Source organism: Streptomyces malaysiense, from assembly GCF_000980885.2.
GTDB lineage: Bacteria > Actinomycetota > Actinomycetes > Streptomycetales > Streptomycetaceae > Streptomyces > Streptomyces malaysiense.
In genome coordinates this window covers 100,826-122,462 of sequence record NZ_LBDA02000039.1, presented here as the reverse complement: position 1 = coordinate 122,462, position 21,637 = coordinate 100,826, and the positions used below count along the sequence as shown (strand labels likewise).

Sequence of the window (21,637 nt, the reverse complement as noted above, 5' to 3'; positions counted from 1 at the left end):
ATGGCCGAGTTCACCATGCCCTCCCTGGGCGCCGACATGGACAAGGGCACGCTCCAGGAGTGGCTCGTACAGCCCGGTGAGCTGGTCCGCAAGGGCGATCCGGTGGCCGTCATCGAAACCGCGAAGTCCTCGATCGAGGTGGAGTGCTTCGCGACCGGCAGGATGGGAGAGCTGCTCATCGAGCCAGGCACGACGGTGCCGGTCGGCACGCCGCTCGCGCTGATCGAACCGGCGGCGGAGGGTGCCGGAAAACCCGAGAAGGCCGAGGAGAAACCGCCGGTACGGCCCGCGCCGGCCCCGGTATCCGCGCCGCCCGCGGCCCAGGACCGCGGGCACGTCGAGGCAGGCCCCTTGGTCCGACACCTCGCGGAGCGGACTGGCGTCGATCTGGCAGCCGTCCAGGGGTCCGGGCACGGAGGGCGTCTCACCCGAACCGACGTCGAGCAGGCAGCGGCCGCCACGACGGCGGCTGGGCAGGCGCGTGTACGGGCCACCCCACTTGCCCGTCGGCTCGCCGCCGAACGGGGCGTCGACCTGGCCGCGGTGACCGGCACCGGCAGGGATTCCGCCATCCGTGCCGCGGACGTGCGCAAGGCAGCCCCCGGCCCCACGGCCGCGGGCCCGCGGCACCTCACCGTCCCGGTGCGTCCTTCACACCCTCCGGAGGACCGGACGGCAGCCAGGCGTCAGGCGATCGCCGGCCTGATGACCCGCGCCAACCGGGACATCCCGCACTACTACCTGTCCACCACGATCGACATGGCCCCAGCGATGGGCTGGCTCCACGAACACAACCGGCGCAGCCCTGTCGCCGAGCGGATACTCCCTGCGGCCCTGCTGCTCAAGGCAGCCGCCCTGGCAGCCCGAGAGGTGCCCGAGCTCAACGGCTTCTGGACCGATGACCACTACACCGCCGGCGAGGGCGTACACCTCGGCGTAGCGGTGTCCCTGCGCCGCGGAGGTCTCGTCGCCCCCGCCCTGCACGACGCGGACACCCTCGAGCTCCGGCAGCTGATGAACGGCCTGAAGGACCTGGTCGCGCGTGCCCGCACGGGCAGGCTGCGCAGCTCCGAAGTGTCCGACCCCACGATCACGGTCACCAATCTCGGTGATCAGGGCGTGGAAACGGTCTTCGGCGTCATCTACCCGCCACAAGTCGCTCTGGTCGGCTTCGGGCGGATTGTCGACCGGCCGTGCGCCGTCGACGGCCTGCTGGGCGTACGGCCCGTCGTCACGGCCACCCTGTCGGCAGACCACAGAGCAACGGACGGCGCCGTCGGGGCCCACTACCTCACGGCCGTCGACCACCTCCTGCACACCCCGGAGCAACTGTGAACCGGACCGATGCACTCGACGTGGTCAAGGAGTCGATCGTCCAGGTCGTCCCCGACGCCGACTTGGCAGGGCTGGGGCTCGACGACGCCTTCCGCGACGCCCTCGAGATGGACTCCCTGGACTTCCTCGGCTTCATCGAGACCCTCAGCGAACGCACCGGCCTCCGCATCGACGACGAGGACACCCCCTACCTCACCACGCTCTCAGGCAGCGCCGACTTCCTCGTCGCCCGCACCAAGTGACCTGCCGTCCCCGCCGTGACGACGCGGAGCGTCCCGTGGATTCCCGGGGCACCGGAGCGTCCCTTGACCCCCATGAGCACCCCCGCGTGGTGGCGCGGCGCAACGGGGTGGTCGTCACGACCGGCGCTTGACCCTCAGTGCCGGCAACCCCGTGCCGGCGGCGCACCGGGAGCGCCTGCCCGGGCGGGCACGGCAAGCGGGGTTCCGGCTGAACCGGATCACCGCAGGGTACCGCTCGCTTCGCAGCTGCTGCCGGTCTACCGCCCCTGGTAGAGCCGGTCGAGGTCGACGAGCACGACATGTCCGTTGACCTCGGCCGCGCGGAGCGCGGAGGTGAAGCCGACTCCGCTGTAGCAGGCAGGTCGGGTGTGGGTGACGTCCTCACCGTGGGCGGCGAGGAGGTCGAGGAGGTGACGGAGCTGTTCCAGGTGGTGCAGGTCCATGACCTGGTCCCAGCGCGCCACCCCCACGGACAGCAGGGCCGAGGAATGTGTGTCGGTCGGGCCACGTACGACTACCTCCGCTTGTGCATCGCGGCCGGCGCTGCGCGCCGGGTCGGGGAGTGAGCCGTGGGCGGCCGTCGCGGGGTGCGCGCCGAAGACGGTCGGGGCGGCGAAGTCCATGACCCAGTCCCGGCAGATCTGGGCGAAATGGGGGCCGACCACCGCGGAGTCGAAGACGGGGCGCATGCGCCGCCAGACCTCGCCGGCGTCCTGCTGCTCCAGTGCCGAGCGGTAGGACCAGACGGCCGCATGTTCGAAGGCCAGCAGCGGCTCGGTGATGCGCAACCGGATCAGGTTCGGGCGGAAGGCGTCGGGCTCGCCATGCAGCAGACCGTTGTCCCGCAGCAGAGCCAGACAGCGAGCGGCGTCGGTGAGCGGAGCGCCGAGGCGCTCCGCGATCTCGCCCTGTGTCGAGCAGCCCGAGGCGACGGCGGCGAGGGCGGAGTGGCACAGGGCACGGTCCCAGTGGTCGGTTTCCTCCTGCAGCAGGTGATGTGCCTCCAGGAACAAGGGTGTCCGGGGGTTGAGCACGGTTCTGCACACCCAGGCGTCGAAGCCGCCCGGACCGCCGGGCGGGCGTTCCCCGACGTAGCCCCAGTAGGCGGGCGTTCCGCCCACGACGGCATGGACCAGCAGGGCGAGGCGGGGGTCGTCGATGTTCCACAGCCGCGCGGCCTGTCGGAAGTCCAGCGGACGTAGGGTGAGTTCCAGGTCGGTCAGCCCGCGCAGCGGTGAGGCCGCGCTGAACAGCCGGTGCATCACCGGCAGGGCGCTGCCGCTCAGCACCAGGCGCGCACGGTTGTCAAAGTCCGTCTCGCGCAGACGCCGGTAGGCACTGTGGATGACGGAGGGCAGCGGGGGACTCTGCCTCACGAGCTCGGGGAATTCGTCGATGACGATCGGGACGGGACGCCGGTCTCCCAGCGCGAGCAAAGCGTCGACGGCGTCCTCCCAGCCCCGCCAGGGGCTCGGCGGGGATGTGCCCGTGTACTGGGACAGTTCGTCGGCAAGCCGACGCAAAGACTCGGCCTCAGCCGCCGGCTGCGCTCCGAAGTAGAAGCCGCCCAGGGCTGCGGTGAGTGCCTTCAGGAGGTACGTCTTGCCCTGCCGCAGCCGTCCCGACATCACACCGAGGCCGGGTCCGGGCCGGGTGTCACCGGCGAACGCGACGAGTGCGTCCCACTCGGCGTCGCGGTCGAAAACCGTCTTCGGCTTCGCGGGACGAGAAACCTCAGACGGCGACACGACTACTCCCCTCGCTCGACAGCACTCCTGCCACCAGTACAACGTCCATCACCGGACATCGCGACATGAACGGCCCCGTACGGACACAGCAGGTCAGGCCCTGATGGCGCCTCTTCCGCCTGCCTGCCTCCTCTCAGCCCGTCAGTCCTTGTCCGCTGTGCGAAAGCCAGACATCGCTGCAGCGGCCTGCCACACCGCAGACGTCCATGCGCGCGTCTGTACGATCCGTGCGCGAGCCGGACCTGATCCGCGATGCACCCGACTTGTCGCCTGCGTCGTCGGCTGCGTTCCCGGGCGCCGAACGAGCCGGTCGCCATTGACGCGCACCGGCCATGCGGTGGCGGTCGGTCCTACGCGACCATGTCGTCGACGGTGTAGTCGATCAGCGGCCTGACGGTGACGACCCCGTCCACGCCGATGGCGAGTCGTTCGGCGATCTGTGCGGTGCTGCGATTCTCGACCGCCCCGCGCAGGGTGACGACACCGTCGTGGACATAGACCTGCACCTCCGTGCCGCCCAGCCGCAGCATCCCTTTCAGGACGTCGTCGCGGATCTCCTCGCGGATCTCGTCGTCCGGGCGCAGGAAGACGCGCAGCAGGTCCGAGCGGCTGACGATGCCGATGATGCGGTCGGTCTCGTCCACGACCAGCAGCCGCCTGACCCGGTGGCGGTCCATCGTCCGGACCGCCTGGGCGACCGGCCAGTCGGCGTGAGCGGTGATCACGGGTGTGGTCATCAGCCCGGCGGCGGTCTCCGCGCGTGCCTTGGCCCTCTCGTGCTCGCCGTACTTCTCGGATCGCTCGGCCTGCTTGCGGAGCAGGTCGGCTTCGGAGACCAGTCCTACGGGCGCACCACGCGTGTCGGCCACGGGCACGGCGCTGATGCCATGGGCGGTCAGGACGGAGGTGATCTCTTTGAACGGGGTGTCAGGGCCGACGGTGACGACATCGCGTGTCATCACTTCGCTGACGGTGCTGTGCTGGGCGGACATCGTGACAGTTCCTTCCCGCGTGCGACGCGCACCGCGCGGACGCCGGCTCGCGTCCCCCTGCCTTCCACTGTGCTCCTTGCGTGTCCGGCCGCTTCCCGAGCCGATGGTCCCGAATCTGGGCGACGTTCAGACATTCGGGGGGAACACGAGGGACGCCACCTGACCGGCGGCGTCATCCTGGACTCATTCCGAGGAATCTCCCTGTCCTCACTGAGCGTTCCTCGTGTTCGCGCGCGAAGGCTCCTATGGGTTGCGGTGGACGGCACCGAAGGCCGAAGCCATGTCAGCCGTCAGTTCCTGGATCAGTCCCCAGAAGCGGCCGCCGAAGGAGAGCCTCCCGATGAGTCGCCCCTCGGCCACCACGAGAGGTGACGCACCTGAGCCGCACGTATTTACCAGGCTGTGCACGTTGCCCGAATTCAGGCGGCCACGCAGACGGCCTCGACGAAGTGGCCCACCTTTTCTTCCGGCAGGCGGCGCGCAAGGTCCGCCTCGCTGATCATGCCTACGAGGCGGTGGTTCTCGATGACCGGCAGCCGCCGGATCTTGTGCTGCTCCATGACCTGGAGGACACGGTCGCTGTCCGTGTCCGCGTCGACAGTGATCGGCTTGCCCTGTTCGAGCTGGCCTGCGGTCACGGTCCGGGGGTCCTTGCCCTTGGCGAGGCACTTCAACACGATGTCCCGGTCGGTGATGATCCCGTGGAGGCGGTCGTCCTCCCCGCAGATCGGCAGGGCGCCGACGTCCAGTTCCTTCATCTTGCGCGCCGCGTCCTCCAGCGTCTGGCTTTCCTGGATACAGGTGGCGCCGGTGTGCATGATGTCCCGCGCAGTGGTCATGGTTTCTACCTTTCTGATGTGGGCTCATGCCCGGTACGGGTTCTCGAATTCCCTCCGCATTCCGGCAGGCAATCGGCAGCCGAGAGGCGTCATCTGCAGACGCGAAGGCTGACTTCTTCAACGGTGGAGTTGCAGCGCCGGCACGGTGCGCCCGCACGGGCAGCGGTTGCGCCACGGCGGCTTCTCCTTTTCCCCGCCCAGAACTCCATGCTAGGGCGGGCGGGGCCGGTTGGCAGCCGCACCACCGCACGGCACCGGCATACCCGGAGATGACAGGCGTGGACCGCTCGCTGCGGGCTACGCCGAACAGCCTCGATCATCTGCGGCACGCGCAGCGCCGTGGTGCTCGGGCGCCGGGCACGCCGGGGCGATCCGACCTGGAAGTGAGGGAAGGGCCGTTGACCGAGGGCTCCGCGATGGACTCCTCACCTCCTCGGAGCGGCACCCATCAGCCAGGTCACCGTACGGCTGACGTCAGACAACGACAGGATCCCGACGAGTCTGCCCTGATCCATCACCAGGACGCGGTGCTCGGCCCCGGTCTCCATGCGGGGCAGCAGATCCGCCAGTGAGTCGTCCGGACCAGCGACGGCGGTCCGCGACAGCGGCACCATCATCGCGCCCACCGTCACTGTCCCGGTCTGTTCAGGCGGCACCCGCCTGGCGCCGTCCAGCGTCACCAGCCCGACCGTCGCCCCGTCCACACTGCTCACCGGGAACGCCGAATGCCGGTACCGGTACCGCGGATCGGCCAGCAGATCCGCGACCGTCAGGGTGGCGGGCACCGTGAGCGGGTCCCTTGTCATGGCGTCCCGCACAGAGACACCGGCAAGCACACCGCGCAACTGCGCCTGCCGCCCCTCAGCGGTGGCCGCCGCGATGAGGAACCAGCCGATGAGAGCCAGCCAAAGGCCACCGAGCCCGCCTCCTCTCATGAACACCACAAGCCCAAGCGCGATGAGCAGCCAGCCAAGGCCGCGTCCGGCCGCGGTGGCCCCGGCGGTCGCCCGCAGCCGGTCTCCTGTACGCCACCACAGGAAGGCACGCAACAGCCGCCCTCCGTCGAGCGGAGCGGCGGGAAGGGCGTTGAAGACGGCAAGCAGCAGGTTGATGCCCGCAAGCCAGGCCGCGACTTCGACCAGGAGTCTGGGCGCCGACACCAGGGCGAGCAGCCAGGTGCCCAGTAGGAAGAGTCCGCCCAGCAGGAGGCTGACCAGTGGGCCGACACCCGCGATCCGCAGTTCCGCCGCCGGACTGGACGCCTCCGACTTCAGCCGCGCCACCCCGCCAAGCAGCCACAGCACGATGTCGTCCACAACCACCCCGTTGCGCCGCGCCACCACGGCGTGCGCCAGTTCGTGGGCGAGCAGAGAGGCGAAGAAGACCACGGCGGTCCCGAGGCCCGCCGCCCAGTACACCAGCGGGGTACGGCCCGGATACACCTGGGGGAAGTGGCCCTGCGCGAGACCGAACGCGATGATGCCGAAGATGAGCAGCACGCTCCAGTGGACCCCGATCCGGACCCCCGCGATCCGTCCCAGCGTAAAGGTTGCCCGCACAGCGCCTCCCTGCTCGAGCTCGCCCCCGGACGTACCGGTGGTGGGCGCTCCCCGGTCAACGCCGGGGGCGCCGGCTGCGATGTCTTTCGTGTGAGTGGTGCGAGCCCGCAGACGAGGCCCCCACATGAGAGGGGCGGAAACGACACCCTTCGATCACCCGGCCGCGTCCTCGCTCCGTCCATCCTCGCTCAGGAAAGCCCGCCCGTCCCGAACCGCCGGGTTCATCCCGGTCCCTCACCATGGTCGGGCCGTGATCTTGGCAGCGGCGCCCGGCCTCCTCGGACTGACCTCGCCGGGCCTCGCCTCGAACGCGTGCGGAGCGGGCGCTGCCGATGACGGCCCTGGCGAGCATCCACTGGACGCGCTCGTCGGACGGGCCCGGGCGGCTTCCCCCGAGGTTACCGGCATGCGGGTGACGACGGACTGTTTCAGCATGGAAGACGTGCCAAGGCGTTCTTGGTGCGGAGTGGTGGTGCGAATTGGATCTTTCGCTACGGCGTCGGGCCCGCGTGTCGTGGCCGTTCTCCCCCTGGTGCCAAGACCGCATGACGGCCTCCGACCACTACGAGCCGACTCCTGCCCGACAGGCGGTGTGCCGGGTACGAAGGAGCACGACCGGCGCACCGCCACCATGAGCACGGCCGAGGCGCCGTCGACAGGGGCCCAGTCCCTCTGGCCCGAGGTGAGGACCAGGTTCCAGGAAGACGCACGCCGCCGGAGCCCTTGACCTGTGCCGCGACGCGTTGACCCGTCAGCAGGCGCTCAGCTACCGGCGGCACTGGACGGAGCAAGACGGAAGAGTTCATCGCTTCAGGGCGGGCGGCCCGCGATATCCCGGGCCGTCAGGCAAGCCGGGCGGACGCCGGGGGCCTTCCGCGCGGAGCACGGCCGTCGACGGTCCTCGGATCCTGGGACGCGCCGGCGGCGAACGATCGAGGGTTTCACACGCGAGGCCGCGTCGGCCATGCCCCGTTCGGCCGGGCGGTGACCGGGCGGCACGGGGCCGAGTGGCCCTCCTCCGCTCCTCCGCGTGCGGCAACAGTCCCTGGGTGGCCCCATCCGGCCCATGACAGGGCGCACCTGTCCGGGGAACGTGGAAGAGCCCGGCGAGCTTCGGCCGCGGGCTCCGTCGGTCCCCCTGCGATCAGCACGGCCGTGCGGTGAGGGGCAGTACATGTAATCTTCCCGCCCACGTCGGGCAGCGTGAGCCGGGGTGAAGGCGAATCGCGCTCCGCGGGCATCAGTCCGGTTCCGTGCGGGGGCGGTGGAAGACCGGGGCCTGTCCGGTGCCCCACGGGCGTACAGCGGTCAGCGCCTGTGCGACGGCGGACTCCAGCGCGCCGCTGGTGTCGACTGGGACGGCTTCGGGCCACGGAGCTTCCCCGCCGGCCATGGCCGCGGCGATCTCGGGGCCGGCGTCGGATGGGCCGGAGGTGCGCGTGCTCAGCCGGGCCGCCGAGACATCGCCCGGCACATGGCAGTGCAGCGCGACCAGATCCGCACTGGCGCGTTCGGCCACACGCGCGGCGCCTTCCCGCTGTGCGGCACCGGACCAGGTGGCGTCGAGGACGACCGATTCGCCGGAGGCGAGCAGCACGGCCGCCCGGTCGAGCAGGGCGGCGTACGTCCTTGCCGTCCACTCGGGCGTGTACAGCCCCTCGCCGTATCCGGCCGCCGCGGACTGCTCCGCCGGGATCCCCGCCAGTTCCTTGCGGACGCGGTCGCTGCTGAGCAGGGTGACCCGCAGCCGGTCGGCCAGGGCGCCGGACAGCGTCGACTTCCCGCTGCCCGGCGGTCCGCCGACGAGGATGAGGCCGACCGCTGAGGTGCGCAGGTGGCGCAGCGCCAGGGAAGCGAGCCGCCGCGACGCCGCCGCGGCTTCCGGGGCACCCTGGCGGGACCGGATCACCGAGACCTTGGCGCGGACGAAGGCGCGGTAGGCGACGTAGTGATGCCATAGCGAAGGAGGCGCGGAGTCCCCCGAGTACTCGCTGTACCGGGCGAGGAAATACGCCGCGGCCTCCGGGGCACCGAGCCGTTCGAGGTCCATGGCGAGGAAGGCGGCGTCGTCCAGGCCGTCGACATAGCGGAGACGGTCGTCGAACTCCAGACAGTCGAGGACGCGGGGGCCGTCGTCGAGGCAGAAGACGTCCTCGGCGAGGAGGTCGCCGTGGCCGTCGACCACCCGACCCTGTTCGATGCGGGCCTCGAACAGCCGCTGGCGACCGGCGAGATAGCGGCGCACCAGCCGCTCGATCTGCGTCAGGTCGTCGGCCACGCCCCCCTCCGCGGCCAGCGCGTGAACCTGTGCGAAGCTCGCCTCCCACCGTGCCGACAGGGCGTCTCGCGTGCCCTGTTCGTCCACGTCACGGCCGCGGGGTGCCGCCGCGTGCCATGCGGCCAGGTTCCGGGCGACGGTTCGCAGGACGTCGTCCACGGCGGTTCCCGCCCGGACGAGGCGGGAGAGGCGGCGGTCCTCCGGCATGCGGCGCATCACCACGAGTGGTTCGGGCGCTTGCGCCTCGGGGCCGCGGAATTCGCCCAGTCCCACGTAGACATCGGGGGCGAAGCGGCGGTTGAGGGTTGTCTCCCGCTCGCACGCGGCCCGGCGCGCCGCGACCGTGGTGTAGTCCAGGAATCCGAGATCGACCGGCTTCTTCGTCTTGTAGGCCCGGTCGCCGACGAAGAACAGCGTCGCGGTGTGGGTCTCGCACACGGCCGCGCGTGCCGGCGGGGCGCCGTCGTGCCGGGCTCCCGGCCGAACCGCGGACGTGTCGGCCCGAGGCACGCCGGGGCCGGGCTCAGTCATCGGGGACGACGGCGACCGGGTGGCGCCCGACACGGTTCGCGGCCGCCTGGGGACTCTCCTGCTCCACGGGCTCGGCGCGCACCCGCGCCACGGTCCGCTCCGGCCCCGCGTGCGGCAGCCGCGGGGCGGGGCTGCGCCTTTCGGCTCGTCCGGGGCGCGACGTGCGGCGACCACGCGCTCGGGCGGGCCGTCGAGGCCCACGGTGACGGCTGACTGCACGGCGGCGGCCTCCGTATCGTAAGAAGCTGGAAGGGCGGGGAGGAGCCCGGATGTGTGGACGGGTCCCGGATGTCGCCCGTACACCAGGCGCGATTCGTTCTCTGTCTTCCGAGGATCCCCCGGTCCTCTTCCCAGCGCATGCGGACGAACGAACCGGTCGGCGCGCGAGGGCGGGGATCACCGGGAATACCGGCCGCCGCGCTCCAAACGGGGTCCCCCGTTCCACGGAGCGCGGTGAGGGGGCCGCTTCATACGCTCGAAGTGAATGCTCGCGGAGCCGGTGTGCGTCCGCTCACTCGGTCGTCACCGAGGCGACCGCAGGGAAAGGGGAGCGCGCGTGAGAAGGAAGCCCCCGTGCCGACGGCCCTGGGCGAGCCGTACCGGGACCGGGACCGCGCTCCTCCCCCGTCGCGCTCGAAGGTGACGGCGGATGCCAGAGCCAGGATCGGGGGTCCGGGTCGGCGGCCCTTCACCGGCGTTCCGTTTCCGGCCGGGCCGGCTCTGGTGGCTGGCCTCGGGGCTGGTCCTCGCGGCCGCGGCCGTGGTCGCGCTCTCCCGGCGGCACGAGCTCGCGGAGGCGTATCACCTGATCGCCCGTGTCCGGTTGCCGGGTGTCGCGGCCGCGGTGGCACTCGAAGCGGCGTCGGTCGTGTGTTTCGCCGCCGGGCCGCGCTGGCTGCTGCGGGCGGGTGGGGTGCGGTGGAGCCTGCGCGGGATGACCTGCGCCACGGTGGCCGCGAACGCGTTGGCGGGCACGCTGCCGGGCGGCGCGGCGTTCTCGGCGGCGTGGCTGTCGCAGTACATGTCCCGTCGCGGCGCGGGCCAGCCGCTGGCTCTCGCTGTCCTGGTCGCCGCCGGCATGGCCTCGGCCCTGAGCCTGTTTCTACTGCTCGTCCTCGGCCTGGTCGTCATGGGGCCGAGCGGCCCTGGCACCTTCGTACGGCCGGTGGTCGAGGTGCTCCTGCTGGCTTCCGCCGTCGGGCTGGTGCTTCTGGGCCTCTCCCGCTGGGCGGTTTTCCGGCATGTCCTGTGCCGTGTCTGGACGTACGCGGGCACGCGGTACGGGCGAGTCCGGCGGCTGGAATCGGATCTGAACGGTCTGGTCGGCCAGGCTCGCCGTGTGCGACCGGGACTGCTTCCGTGGCTCTGGCCGATCCTGTTCGCCCTTCTGAACTGGACGTTCGATGCGGCGTGCCTGGCAGCCGGGATGTGGGCTCTGGGCATCGGGGTGCCGTGGCGCGGTCTCCTCTTCTGCTACGCACTCACGCAGCTGGCGGGCAGCCTGCGCCTGACGCCCGGGAGTCTGGGCATCGCCGAAGCGACCCTCTCGGTGCTGCTCGCCCTGCACGGTCTGGCACCCGGTCAGGCGATCGCAGCGGCGTTCCTCTACCGCATCGTCAGCTACTGGGCGCTGCAGCCGATCGGATGGGCCTGCTGGATCGGCCTGAGCCTCGGCCGGACCCGCTCGGCAGGGGAGGGAAAGCCCCCGCCCCACTGCCGGATCCGGCACTGAGCGGCCCATGGGCGCCCGGTCGGCTGGGGAGCCGTCCACTGCGACGACAGCCCGGCCGGCCACCGGCTCCGGGACAGCGGCCCCTGGACTGCGTGGACCGGGACACCCGTTCCCAGGCCGGCACACCGTCTGCGGTCATCGGGGTGGAGTGTGCGAACTCGGTGGTGGATGCCCGGGGGACGGCGATGCGTCGGCGTCAGGGGCATCGTCTCTTCCGTCTCCGTCCGCGCGGCCCCGGACCTGGCGCAGGGCGTCGAGGACGACGGAGCCGTCGACGGTCTCGTGGGCGACCAGTTGTCCGGCCAGGTGTTCCAGGGCCGGCCGGTGGTCGCGCAGCAGCGTGATCGCCCGTTGCTCGGCCTGGCGCAGCAGTTGGGCGACTTCCTCGTCCACCATGCGCTGGGTCTGCTCCGAGTACGGCGGCGGGCCGGGCTCCTCGGTGGTCTCGCCGAGGAGACGCGGATGGGAGGATGCGTAGCCGATCGGGCCGAGTTCGCGGGAGAGGCCGAACTCGCGGACCATGCGGGTGGCGATCTGGGTGGCTCCGGCCAGGTCGTTGGCGGCTCCCGTCGATCCCTCGCCCAAGACCACGAGTTCGGCCGCGCGCCCGCCCAGGCGTACGGCCAGCAGGTCGGTGAGGTAGCTCTCGCTGTACAGGTGGCGTTCCGCTTCGGGAAGTTGCTCGGTGACGCCGAGGGTGACGCCGGCGGGCAGGATGGTGACCTTCGCCACCGGATCGGCGTGCTTGCACAGCGCCGCGACCAGGGCGTGCCCGGATTCGTGGACGGCGACCGAGCGGCGCTCCTCGGGCAGCAACGCGTTGGAGGACTCCCGGCGCCCCAGGAGCACACGATCGCGGGCGGCGTCGAGGTCGTGCGGCTCGATCCGGGTGCGGTCGCCGCGTACGGCGTTGATGGCACCCTCGTTGACCAGGTTGGCGAGGTCCGCGCCGGAGAAGCCGGGCGTGGCGCGCGCCACGGCATCCATGTCGACATCCGGAGCCAGGGTCTTGTCACGGGCGTGGACGGCGAGGATCGCGGCCCGCTCGGCCTGGTTGGGCAGCGGCACGGTGACCTGCCGGTCGAAACGTCCGGGGCGCAGCAGGGCCGGGTCGAGGGCGTCGGGGCGGTTGGTGGCGGCCAGGACGACGATGCCGCTGGACTGGTCGAAGCCGTCCATCTCGGACAGCAGCTGGTTCAGGGTCTGCTCGCGTTCGTCGTTGCCGCCCAGCCGGGCCCCGCCGGCGCGCCGTGACCCGAGCGCGTCGATCTCGTCGATGAAGATGATCGACGGGGCGCGTTTGCGGGCCTGCTCGAACAGGTCGCGCACCCGGGAGGCACCGACCCCGACGAACATCTCCACGAACGCCGAGCCGGTCACCGACAGGAACGGCACGTCCGCCTCGCCCGCGACCGCCCGCGCGAAAAGCGTCTTACCGGTACCGGGCGGCCCCACCATGATCACGCCACGGGGCCCCTTGGCACCTGCGGCGGTGTACCGGCCAGGGTTGCGCAGGAAGTCGACGACCTCGCTGATCTCCTGCTTGACCCCGTCATAGCCGGCGATGTCGCCGAACCCGGTGGTGGGCCGCTCCGCCTCGATGATCTTCGCACGCGAGCGTCCGATGGCGCTCAGTCCGCCGGTCACCGACCCCGCGGCCCGTCGCCCCATCCACACGAGGAAGCCGATCAGCAACAGGAACGGCAGGAACGAGAAGAGCACGGACAACCACGCCGAACCGCCGCCGCTGCTCTGGCTGGCCTTGATCTGCACATGGTGTGACGTCAGCTGCTGCTGGAGCTGGGCGCCGGTGCCCAGTGCGGTGGGGACCTGAGTGGTGAACTTCGTGCCGTCCGCCAGAGTGCCGCTGATCGCGCCTCTGTCGTTGATGTCGACCGTCCGCACCTGGCTGGCGCCCACTTTGCCGACGAAGTCGCTGTAGGAGAGCGATGTCGCGTGTGGCCCGGAGCGGGCGCGGGCGAGCAGCAGGACGACGACGAAAGTCATCAGGATCCACCAGAAGATCCACCGTCCGCCGAGCGGCTGCGGTTGCCGGGACGGAGGTGGAGACGGTTCGCGCGGCGACCCCGGCTTCGCGGGGGGCGTCAGATGCCGGTGCGGCATCCGCACTCGTGTGATCACCACACGCCCTTCTGTCGGCATGTACCCCGCTCACCAGCTTCCACCGGGTCCTCCCCGGGCGACAGGGGTCGAATGGCCCCGGCGGGAGCCGGTTCGGCCGGGGGCAGGAACGGCATCTCTCCGGATTGCCGGTCTGCCGATGGGAGAGGAGCGAGACCGACTAGCGTCGGTCCGACCCTCGTGGGCGGGTCCGGAGGTCGAGGACGGTACCGATGACGTCCTTGATGATTTTGTCGATACGGCCGACCGCCTCGAGTACGGCCTGTCGGCGGTCCACGTCGAGGCGCCCGGCGACGCTGTGCAGGTCGAGGCCCATGGCGTAGAGATCCCGGACGGTGCGATCGAGCAGGTCGGCTCCGATGCGGTCACGGTCCTTGAGGAGGCTCAACCGCTCGTCGTCCGCACGGTGTACCGGTCATGCGCCGGGCGAGCGCCGCCTGGACGGCGAAGGAGGCGAGGAGTTCCACCCCTGTTCCGCCGAAGAGCCTGCGGCTCGGCGCCCGCGCGACGGACAGCGCGCCCACGGGTGCGTCGCGATCGGCGAGCGGAACGGCCATGGCCGGCCTCGGACTCGTCTCGGTCGGCGGATGCGCGCCCCGGTGTACACATCCATGCGGGCGTCGCCGGTGATCTGGGGCGTCCTGTGGCGTAGGCGCGGCCGGCCAGGCCGCCCCGGTCAGATCACGCGCGCAGGTCACCAGCTGCCGCAACGCCTCGGCCGGCTCGTTCTGGTCGGTGACCAGCGTGACCGCGCGCAGCAACGCGCGCGTCCGGCCCTGGGTGCGTCGTACCTCGTGCCTGGTGGCCAGGAGGTTCTCCACCGCGTGTTCGAGCTGGAGGCAGGCGGGGTCGGGACAGTAGCGAGGCGCCGGGTCCGGCGCGGCGGGAGACCGTGCCGACGGGTCCGGTCTGCCCGGTTCCTTCTCAGTAGCAGCCATGACACATGCTCCAGATCGGGCGGGCGGCCACGGTCCGGCCCTGCCGCCGGCCCGCCGCGACGGACGGCGGGGCGGCCGGCGGAGACGGGCACGGCCATCAGCAGGACGACGCGTCGGCCGGGGGCGGTTCCGCCGGTCGCTGGGCACGTTCAGCGGCGGCGACGTTGTCTTTGACCAGGAGAAAGCTGTCGGGAGTCACCGAGAGCGAGTCGATACCGGCATCGACCAGGAAGCGGGCGAAACCGGGGTCGTCGCTGGGGCGCTGGCCGCACAGGCCCACCTTGCGGCCCCTGAGATGGGCGGCGCGGATCAAGGACCGGATGCTGGTGGTGACGGCCGGGTCACGCTCATCGAACAGTGCGCGCAGTTGTTCGGAATCACGGTCGACACCGAGGGTGAGCTGGGTCAGGTCATTGCTGCCGACGGAGAACCCGTCGAAGCGGTCGCCGAACTCTGCGGCGAGGATGATGTTCGAGGGGATCTCCGCCATCACGTACACCTCCAGATCGTTGCGGCCGCGGACCAGGCCGTGGGCCGCCATGGCCTCCAGGACCCGGTCGGCCTCCCCGAGAGTGCGGCAGAAGGGGATCATCACGACCGTGTTGGTGAGCCCCATCCCGTCGCGGACCCGGCGCAGTGCCCGGCACTCCAGGCCGAAACCCTCGCGGTAGCCCTCGCTGTAGTAGCGACTGGCACCTCGCCAACCCAGCATGGGGTTGTGCTCGGCGGGCTCGAACTGTCCGCCGCCGATGAGTCTGGCGTACTCGTTGGTCTTGAAGTCGCTCATCCGCACGATCACCGGCCTGGGCCACCAGGCGGCGGCGATGCGCGCTATGCCGAAGGCCAGCCGCTCGACGAAGTACTCCGTCTTGTCGGAGTAGCTACGGGTCAGCTCGGCGATCCGGCCACGGTCGGCCTCGTCGGTTAATTCGTCGAAGTGCACCAGCGCCATGGGATGGATCTTGATATGCGCATTGACGACGAACTCCGTCCGGGCGAGCCCGACGCCGTCGGCGGGCAGCCGCCACCACCGGAACGCGGCCGAGGGGTTGGCGATGTTGAGCATCACCCTGGTCGTCGTGGCAGGCACCTCGGCCAGGTCGACGTCCTGCTCGTCGTAGTCGAGGAGCCCGTCGTAGACCACGCCTTCCTCACCCTCCGCGCAGCAGACGGTGATCTCCCTGCCGTCGTCGAGCGCGCGGGTGGCATCGGTGGTGCCGACGACGGCGGCCACACCGAGTTCCCGGCTGACGATGGCCGCATGTGAGGTGCGTCCGCCGTGGTCGGTGACGATGGCCGCCGCTCGCTTCATGATCGGTTCCCAGTCCGGGTCGGTCGTCTCGGTGACGAGCACGGCACCGTCCCGGAACCGTCCGATGTCGGCGGCGCTCCGCAGCCTGCACACCGCTCCGGCGGCGATGGCGTCGCCGACCGCCAGGCCGGTCGTCAGTCGTGCGCCGTGTTCCCTCAGCCGGAAGGAGCGCAGGGTGGCAGCCTGCTTTCGGGCCTGTACGGTCTCTTGCCGGGCCTGCACGATACACAGCTCACCGGTGTCGCCGTCCTTGGCCCACTCGATATCCATCGGGTGCCCGTAGTGATCCTCGATGAGCACGCCCCATCTCGCCAGCCGCAGGATCTCCACGTCGTCGAGCACGGGCGCCGCCTGCTCCTCCTCGGTGGTCGCCACGGTGACCGTGGGCTGCCGCGGGCCGTCGCCGTAGACGACCTTGATGTGCTTTCCGCCGACCGTCCTGGAGATCACCGGATCGGCGCCGGCATCGGCGAGGAGCGGCTTGAACACCTGGTACTCGTCCGGGTCGACCCGGCCGCCCACCACGGACTCCCCCAAGCCGAACGCCGCGTTGACGAGCACCACCCGGGGAAACCCGCTGTCGGTGTCGAGGGTGAACATCACGCCCGCTCCGGCACGGTCGGAGCGGACCATCTGCTGCACGCCGACCGACAGGGCCACCTTCAGATGGTCGAAGCCGTGGTGTTCCCGGTAGCTGATGGCCCGGTCGGTGAACAGGGACGTGTAGCAGCGCTTGCAGGCCGCCAGCAGTGCCTCCTCGCCCGTGATGTTGAGAAAGCTCTCCTGCTGCCCGGCGAAGCTGGCCTCGGGAAGGTCCTCGGCGGTGGCGCTGCTGCGCACCGCGACGTCCGGGTCGGCCCGCCGCAGGCGGTCGCCCAGCTCGCGGTATCTGCGGCGTAGGGCGTCGGCCAGGTCGGGCGGGAACCGGGCGTCCAGGAACAGTCGCCGGATCGCTTCGCCGACCTCTGCCAGGTCAGCGCCGCGGTGCAGCGCCTCGATCCGCTCCGACACGCGGGGGCCCAGGTCATTGGCGGTGAGGAAGTACCGGTACGCGTACGCGGTGGTCGCGAAGCCGCTCGGGATCCGTACGCCGCGCGGCGCCAGTTCGCGGAGCATCTCCCCGAGTGAGGCGTTCTTGCCGCCGACCTCGGCGATGTCCGCCATCGAGAAGTCCTCCAGCCACCTGGCCAGGTCCTGCTCAGTCATCGCGCTCTCCTTCCCGTGTCGGGCACCGGTCGTTCGTGGCGGATCCCGGCTGCCGACGCGTCAGGGCGCCGGGGCGTCGGGGCGTCGGCCTCCGCGACGAGTACCGTGAGCCGGGCAACCTCAATCGAGTCGGAGGGCGGGGCGGGCCGGTGGTCCCGGTGAACGCCGGCGCCCGGGCCATGGGCTTGTGACCGGCCGGTCCGGCACGCTCAAGGCCGCCGGCCTGGCCCGGCGCCCGTCGCCGTGCGATCGGCGGCCGGCCCGGCGACTTTCGGAGACGTGAGGCGACTTTCGGAGACGTGAGCCAGGTGAGCGCAGGAGCGCACCGTGCACGGGGAGACGCGCGCCATGAAGCGCTCCGGCCGTACCCTCCCCCGAGGCGGAGCCGATCAGGGCAGCCCCCCGACAGCGATCACGGCCACAGAACGTGATCACGCTGGACCGCGCCGGAAGGAACCGCCCGGACCCCGATTGCCGGTCGACCGAGCCGACCGAGCGGTACGGATCGTGCCGTAAGCGCTGACCAGAAGACCGCGGAAGACCAGGATCACACCCGAGGCCACGACGTGAACCCCTCGGTGCGGGGCGAACTTGGCGATTGCCACCCCAAGGCCCGCCACCGCGACGCCCGTGCGCGGCCACGCCAGACAGGTACGTTCGTGGGCGAGGTGCTCCGAGGCATGGCCACTCGGCATCGGTGTGGCACCGTCCGGTTTCTTCCCGCCCTTCCCGCCGTCCGTCGGCGCGGTCGCCCACTTGTACCCGTCGAACGCCGGGTCACATCGCCCCGGCGACCACCGGGTTGGGAGAACGCGTGGGACGCCCACGGCGCCTATGCGCCGTTCCTTCGCACGCACCCCTCCCGACTCCCGCCGAGCATCCGGGCGAACAATCTGCAGTCGGGATTCCGGCACGGCCCGGGCCCCATACCGGCACCCACACGCCCAGGGTCTTGTACCGCCGGACGACCTCCGCCACGGAGCACCCGCAGACGGGGCAGACGTGTTCTTCACCGTCCATTGCTTCAGCCTAGGGTCAGTTGGGCATCCTCGCCCGCTGTCCGCAGCCCAGCGACCGCACGCTCTTCCGATGGCCGACGTGTCGGGCAGAGCACTAGCGCCGCACTCTCGGCATCCCCAGCCCGATCCAGGAGATGATCTCGCGCTGGATCTCGTTGTTGCCGCCGCCGAAGGTGAAGATGACGGCCGAGCGGTAGCCGCGTTCGAGTTCGCCGTGCAGGACGGCACCCGCCGAGCCCTCCTTGAGGGGGCCCGCGGCGGCGGTGATCTCCATGAGGGCGGCGTAGGCGTCGCGGCGGGCCTCGGAGCCGTAGACCTTGACGGCGGAGGCGTCCTGCGGGGTGAGGGTGCCGTCCTCCACGGCGGTGACCATCTGCCAGTTGAGAAGTTTCAGGGCCTCCAGCCGGGTGTGGGTGCGGGCGAGCAGCCGGCGCACCCAGCCGAGGTCGAGCACCCGGCGGCCGTCGGCCAGTTCGGTCCGTGCCGCCCACCGCTGGACGTCGTGCAGGGCGCGGACGGCCATCGTGCCGTGCGCCGCGAGGGTGACGCGTTCGTGGTTGAGCTGGTTGGTGATCAGCCGCCAGCCCTGGTTCTCGGCGCCGACGCGGCGGGAGACGGGGACACGGACGTTCTCGTAGTAACTGGCCGTGGTGTCGTGGGAGGCCAGGGTGTTGATGACCGTGCAGGAGTAACCGGGGTCGGAGGTAGGCACCAGCAGCATGGTGATGCCCTGGTGCGGCGGGGCGTCCGGATCGGTGCGCACGGCGAGCCACACCCAGTCCGCGGTGTCGCCGTTCGTCGTCCAGATCTTCTGCCCGTCGACGACGTAGGTGTCCCCGTCGCGCACGGCCCTGGTCCGCAGCGCGGCCAGATCGGTGCCCGCCTCCGGCTCGCTGTAGCCGATCGCGAAGTCGATCTCGCCGGAGAGCACGCGCGGGAGGAAGTACGCCTTCTGCTCCTCGGTGCCGAACTTCATGAGGGTCGGCCCGACCGTGTTCAGCGCCATCAGCGGCAGCGGCACGCCGGCCTGCGCGGCCTCGTCGAAGAAGATGAACTGTTCCATCGCCGACATGCCCCGGCCGCCGTACTCCTCGGGCCAGCCGACGCCCAGCCAGCCGTCGGTGCCGAGCGTGCGGATCGTCTCGCGGTAGAAGCGCTTGCGGGCGGCCGGGTCGGCGTACCGGGCGTAGGCGTTGTCCGGGACCAGGCGGGCGAAGTAGGCGCGCAGTTCGGCGCGCAGTCGCTGCTGCTCGGGCGTGTGATCGAGGTGCACGGCGCCTCCAGGCTCCCCACGGGCGGTCCTGACGGCGCACACCGTAGAACGTGTTCCAGAAATTGGGAAGCGTCAGGCCAGCGCCTCCAGGAAGTCGACGCAGGCGCCGGCGCAGGACCGGCAGGCCATCGCGGCCGACTCGGCGCCCGGGTGCCCCTCGAAGGCACGGGCGCATTCGAGGCAGATCCGGCGGCACCAGTCCACCCGGCCCCGCAGCCCCTCCTCGTCCTGCCTGGTCTCCTCGCACAGCAGCCGGCAGGTGGCGTCGCACACCTCCGCGCACATGATCCCCAGCCTGCGCACCCGCTCCTGGCACTCCGGGCCGCCCGGATCGACCATGCTGACCCGCACCGAGCAGGCGCGGGCGCACTCCGAGCACGCCTGGGCGCAGCTGAAGCGGTCCTCCAGGAACCGGTAGAGCTGCTGCGGGGAAGCCTGCTGGGTCACAGCGTGCGGGTTGCCCCGAGGAACCGGGACAAACCCGGCTCATGACGGTTATGGTCGCGTTTGTTCCGTTTGCTCGGTTCATCCGACTATCGGAGGGGTATCCCTCTCCTATGAACACCGCATCGATGCAGCTGGCCGCGCCGAGCGGCCTCATAGGCCTCGTGCTCTTCGTCGTGGCCATGGGGGTGCTGGCACTGCTCGCCGGCGGCTTCTGGCTGACCTCCCGCGTCAAGTCCAGCGAGTCCGCTCGCCCACGCCCGGAGGAGCAGCCCAAGCTGCCGCCGGAGGGCGCGGTGCACGAGATCCGGGAGAACCGGGACTACCAGGAGGTCCCCAAGACACCCAAGGGCGGCCGCCCGCTCACCCCGTACGAACTGAGCAACATGGACTCCAAGACCAGCGAGGACCAGAAGCGTCCGCGCTGGAGCAGCGGGTCCAGCGGGTCCTTCGGAGGCGGGGGACTCGGCGCTCACTGACGATCGGTGACCGTGGCCCGCGCCGGGCCGCGCGCCGCCGCCCCCGTGCGGGACGGCGTGCGGGCGCCCGGCGTGGGCCACATGCCGCCTGTCCGGGCGCGTCCGGGTGCCCGGCGCCCGCGGGGCCCGGCCGCGCTCATGACCCGGGGGCCGGGACCCGGGGCCGGGGCTCGGCCGCGCTCATATTGCGCAGGTCAGTCGGCGATGCAGGTGGTGCAGGGGGTACCAGGCCCGGCCACGCCGCGGTGTCGGCGGCGAGCAGGCCGAGGGTCTCGGCCTGGGCGGGGTCGGCCCACGCCCACGGGCGATCGCCTCGGCCTCACCCCCGTCGCGGCCGCATCCGTCGCCGCCGGCGGGGGTCGCGGTCCGTGAGGGCGGGGATGCGCGGCGCGGGCACGGGCGGCGGGCGGGGAACCGAGTCGGGCCGTCGGGCGGGCGGGCCACCGCGACGGCGCAGGCGAGGGCCCGCAGCGGCACGTCGAACCGCCGGGAGGTCCGCCGCGGCGCCCGGAGGGCGCTGTCGGCCCCGGGCGGGACGTAGCGGGCCATGAGCACACCCTGGGCCGTCCCGATCGCCGGAGCCGCGCGGAGCCGGGGGCGCAGCGCGCGGACCTCCTGGCGCAGATCCTGGCACGACGGCCCGCGGCGGATCGGCCATCGGTGAGCGCCAGACGGGCGGCTCCGCCACCCCGGCGGGGGCGCGGTCCAGTTCGCGCACGGCCTCGCGGACGCCCGGCCGGACCCGCACGACGATCAGATCGGGGCGGTCCGCCTGTTCCGGGTGGCCGCGCGGCCCCTCCGCCCGGGGGCGGGCGCCGCACTCGTCCAGGGTGCCGGACACGCGCGACAGCACCGCGCCCCCGGCGGGCAGGCCCTCCACGACGCAGGACTCGATCGCCAGGGGAGCCGGCGCGCCCGGCCGCGGCGGAGGGACGGGCACACGGCCGCCAGGGTGCGGGCGCGGGCCGTACCTGGCGAATCCACGGCGCGAGGCTCAGCGCCGGGAGCCCGACCGCTCCCCCGCCCTCCCCCTGCGGCGCGCCAGCCTGCACAGCAGCCGGAGCGCCTGGAAGAGGGTGAGCGGCCACAGCACCGCGAAGCACCACAGCAGCCCGGGGTCCGCGGTGCTGATGCCCATGACCACGCAGAACGCGGACGCGAGGGTCAGCAGCAACACACCCGTCGGCAGCCAGATCCGCCGGTGCGCCCGCTCCCCCCGTTCCCGGTGGGCCCCGCCGCCCATCCGGCGGGCGAAGCCCCGGTCCTGCCGAAGGTGCGCCTCGATGTCCATCAGGGCCAGCCGCTCGCGCGGTGACAGCCGGGTCTTCTCGGGTCCGTCCCACATCTCGTCCACGGCGACGGCACCTCCTGCGCGGTCGGCGGCATCCGGTTCTCCGAGTTCCCCGCGCCCGAGCACCGAAGCGCGGGCACGGTGCGTAGCCCATACGTCACTCAAGACGACGGAATCGGAGACCGCGCCGTGCATTCATGCCGCGGTAGCCAGAGATTCACCCCTTGCCCGCCGTACACGGGTGAATCTCAAGTGGTCATCAACACCCCTCGCAGCA

17 protein-coding genes are annotated in these 21,637 nt (G+C 71.5%); 4 read left to right on the top strand and 13 right to left on the bottom strand.

Features of this window, described 5'->3' with window-relative positions:
• Window positions 1–1,335, top strand: coding sequence for a dihydrolipoamide acetyltransferase family protein (locus tag VT52_RS17980; protein WP_046422487.1), 1,335 nt, complete (start codon window positions 1–3; stop codon window positions 1,333–1,335).
• Entirely contained in the window at window positions 1,332–1,577 is a 246-nt protein-coding gene (locus tag VT52_RS17975; protein WP_046422489.1) for an acyl carrier protein, read from the top strand. The genes VT52_RS17980 and VT52_RS17975 overlap by 4 nt, the downstream gene beginning before the upstream one ends.
• A 257-nt stretch (window positions 1,578–1,834) precedes the next feature.
• Here the strand turns inward: VT52_RS17975 and VT52_RS17970 are convergent, their stop codons facing one another.
• From VT52_RS17970 to VT52_RS17950, 5 genes are all read right to left on the bottom strand, one after another.
• Window positions 1,835–3,325, bottom strand: coding sequence for an AAA family ATPase (locus VT52_RS17970; RefSeq protein ID WP_046422491.1), 1,491 nt, complete (start codon window positions 3,323–3,325; stop codon window positions 1,835–1,837).
• Between the two features lie 350 nt (window positions 3,326–3,675).
• Entirely contained in the window at window positions 3,676–4,317 is a 642-nt protein-coding gene (locus VT52_RS17965; RefSeq protein ID WP_046422493.1) for a CBS domain-containing protein, read from the bottom strand.
• Between the two features lie 419 nt (window positions 4,318–4,736).
• Window positions 4,737–5,156, bottom strand: a complete 420-nt coding sequence (locus tag VT52_RS17960) for a CBS domain-containing protein (RefSeq protein WP_046422494.1) — start codon at window positions 5,154–5,156, stop codon at window positions 4,737–4,739.
• Between the two features lie 425 nt (window positions 5,157–5,581).
• Window positions 5,582–6,715 carry a site-2 protease family protein gene (locus VT52_RS17955; RefSeq protein WP_046422495.1) on the bottom strand — a complete coding sequence of 378 codons (1,134 nt, stop codon included), beginning with the start codon at window positions 6,713–6,715 and terminating at the stop codon, window positions 5,582–5,584.
• A gap of 1,240 nt (window positions 6,716–7,955) precedes the next feature.
• Complete coding sequence (locus tag VT52_RS17950; protein ID WP_046422496.1) at window positions 7,956–9,431, bottom strand: bifunctional aminoglycoside phosphotransferase/ATP-binding protein; 1,476 nt, start codon at window positions 9,429–9,431, stop codon at window positions 7,956–7,958.
• 742 nt (window positions 9,432–10,173) lie between these two features.
• Between VT52_RS17950 and VT52_RS17945 the strand changes: the two genes are divergently transcribed.
• Entirely contained in the window at window positions 10,174–11,256 is a 1,083-nt protein-coding gene (locus tag VT52_RS17945; protein ID WP_079175105.1) for a lysylphosphatidylglycerol synthase transmembrane domain-containing protein, read from the top strand.
• A 135-nt stretch (window positions 11,257–11,391) separates the two neighbouring features.
• Here VT52_RS17945 and ftsH read toward each other — a convergent pair whose 3' ends face one another.
• The 7 genes from ftsH to VT52_RS17920 form a co-directional block, all read right to left on the bottom strand.
• On the bottom strand, window positions 11,392–13,380 hold the full coding sequence (gene ftsH, locus VT52_RS17940) for an ATP-dependent zinc metalloprotease FtsH (protein WP_276207950.1): 1,989 nt from the start codon (window positions 13,378–13,380) through the stop codon (window positions 11,392–11,394).
• A gap of 178 nt (window positions 13,381–13,558) precedes the next feature.
• Complete coding sequence (locus tag VT52_RS17935; RefSeq protein WP_046422499.1) at window positions 13,559–13,786, bottom strand: hypothetical protein; 228 nt, start codon at window positions 13,784–13,786, stop codon at window positions 13,559–13,561.
• The gene (locus VT52_RS37590; protein ID WP_143070884.1) at window positions 13,764–14,336 is read right to left on the bottom strand and encodes a GAF domain-containing protein; all 573 of its coding nucleotides are present in this window, start codon (window positions 14,334–14,336) and stop codon (window positions 13,764–13,766) included. The genes VT52_RS17935 and VT52_RS37590 overlap by 23 nt, the downstream gene beginning before the upstream one ends.
• 97 nt (window positions 14,337–14,433) lie before the next feature.
• Window positions 14,434–16,854 (bottom strand): phosphoenolpyruvate synthase, encoded by a 2,421-nt coding sequence (ppsA, locus tag VT52_RS17930; RefSeq protein WP_046422501.1) that lies wholly within the window; start codon window positions 16,852–16,854, stop codon window positions 14,434–14,436.
• 431 nt (window positions 16,855–17,285) lie between these two features.
• Entirely contained in the window at window positions 17,286–17,549 is a 264-nt protein-coding gene (locus VT52_RS39715; protein WP_079175104.1) for a DUF202 domain-containing protein, read from the bottom strand.
• Window positions 17,550–17,967: 418 nt separating this feature from the next.
• Window positions 17,968–19,146, bottom strand: coding sequence for an acyl-CoA dehydrogenase family protein (locus VT52_RS17925; RefSeq protein ID WP_046422502.1), 1,179 nt, complete (start codon window positions 19,144–19,146; stop codon window positions 17,968–17,970).
• A gap of 72 nt (window positions 19,147–19,218) precedes the next feature.
• Entirely contained in the window at window positions 19,219–19,593 is a 375-nt protein-coding gene (locus tag VT52_RS17920; protein ID WP_046422504.1) for a four-helix bundle copper-binding protein, read from the bottom strand.
• Between the two features lie 110 nt (window positions 19,594–19,703).
• On the opposite strand from VT52_RS17920, the gene VT52_RS17915 reads away from it, so the two are divergent.
• Window positions 19,704–20,069 carry a DUF6479 family protein gene (locus VT52_RS17915; RefSeq protein ID WP_206306548.1) on the top strand — a complete coding sequence of 122 codons (366 nt, stop codon included), beginning with the start codon at window positions 19,704–19,706 and terminating at the stop codon, window positions 20,067–20,069.
• Window positions 20,070–21,063: 994 nt separating this feature from the next.
• On the opposite strand, the gene VT52_RS17910 is transcribed toward VT52_RS17915, so the two are convergent.
• The gene (locus tag VT52_RS17910; protein ID WP_240509801.1) at window positions 21,064–21,414 is read right to left on the bottom strand and encodes a DUF3040 domain-containing protein; all 351 of its coding nucleotides are present in this window, start codon (window positions 21,412–21,414) and stop codon (window positions 21,064–21,066) included.
• Between the last annotated feature and the right edge of the window lie 223 nt (window positions 21,415–21,637).